Genomic DNA, 1309 nt, shown 5'->3' with positions numbered 1-1309 from the left:
TCCCGAATTCTATGGATAAACCAAACAATTCAGGTTAAAAATTCTTATTTAATTATGCTGCTGCTAAGTTTAGCATGTAATAGTTCTTGTCATATTCCTGACCTGAAGTAATTACGGCACAAATACGTTGCAATAGCTTGTTTCTTACATTGTTTAGGACATTCATTTTATGCTTTCCCTCCTCTATTTTACGCTGATAATACAGCTTCAAGTAGGGATCGTATTTCACTGCATTTAAAGCACACATGTGAAGCAGTGTTTTTAGTTTTTTATTGGCCATGTGACTCACATGTGGCTTGCCTCTAAGACTTGTTCCCGAACGCTTGGCAAAGGGAACAATTCCACAATAACAAGCCAATTGTCTTGGATTTTCAAAAGCCTTAAAACCCCAGGTATGTATTAACAAATAGATTGCAGTTTGCATACCGACACCCACTACAGAGTTGATTAATTGATACATCTGTTTGAGTTCAGGATCAGTTTGTAACAAATGCATCATTTGCTTCTCTGTGTCAGCAATCTGAGCATTAATTTGATTGATCAATACTTTACTGGATTCACAGATATACTCGGTTTCCTGCCAATCTTTTCTGACATGTTTTAATTCACTGGCAGCAACACTTAATTGTGTTTTTACTTTCGTTAATCGATCTTTAAATCGAACCAATTCTCGTATTTGTAAAAGCACCTTACTTTGTGGTTTGTATAGCTTTACTCTGTCTATAAAACGAGCTGCATACAAAGCAATTTGGTAAGAATCAACCTTGTCATTCTTTTCTCGACTTATGCCTGAGGAAAGCTTGATCTGATTAGGATTTTCCAACCATAAATCAAGATCATTATCATTGAAAACCATAGCTGCAGTCATGGAATAAATTCCTGTATACTCTCCACAAATTAGCCACTCTGATGCCAGAGCGTGACTCTGCTTTATCCAGGAGATCATCTCTTGACAACCTTGTTCTGTATTTGCAAATTGCTTATACCAATAATCTTGCATACTTCCCATGATAAAATAGCTTACATCCATGGTTCTTTTAGAGAAATCAATTCCAACAATAACTGTCTTTTTCATATCTTTGGTTTGCTTAATTTGAATTAACCAATGACTTTGTGTACTAATACCCTTATTAGGTTCCAGCCTATAATTCTATTTGGTATCTTAAGTCATGTCGGCAGAAGTCTAATTCGGGACATAGGTTACAAACCTTAAACTATCGTTAGTTTACTTCTGCTGACTGGTTAATCACCACTAAACTACAAAATCAGAAGGACTAACCATGACTATGCAAACCTAAGGGATAGCTAT

1 protein-coding gene is annotated in these 1309 nt (G+C 35.8%); it reads right to left on the bottom strand.

From position 1 onward, the window contains the following. Positions 1–52: 52 nt before the first annotated feature. A complete protein-coding gene (locus ELS83_RS21635; RefSeq protein ID WP_171597621.1) occupies positions 53–1075 on the bottom strand; it encodes an IS110 family RNA-guided transposase in 1023 nt (340 codons plus the stop codon). Positions 1076–1309: the final 234 nt, after the last annotated feature.

The sequence above is a fragment of the Marinifilum caeruleilacunae genome (assembly GCF_013141825.1).
Classification (GTDB): domain Bacteria; phylum Bacteroidota; class Bacteroidia; order Bacteroidales; family Marinifilaceae; genus Marinifilum; species Marinifilum caeruleilacunae.
Note: the sequence above shows the minus strand (reverse complement) of the source record. Positions and strands in the feature narration are given on the sequence as shown.

Bases quoted from the DNA above. Each gene is read 5' to 3' on its own strand.
- ELS83_RS21635 (WP_171597621.1), bottom strand. From the start codon at position 1,075: ATGAAAAAGACAGTTATTGTTGGAATTGATTTCTCTAAAAGAACCATG.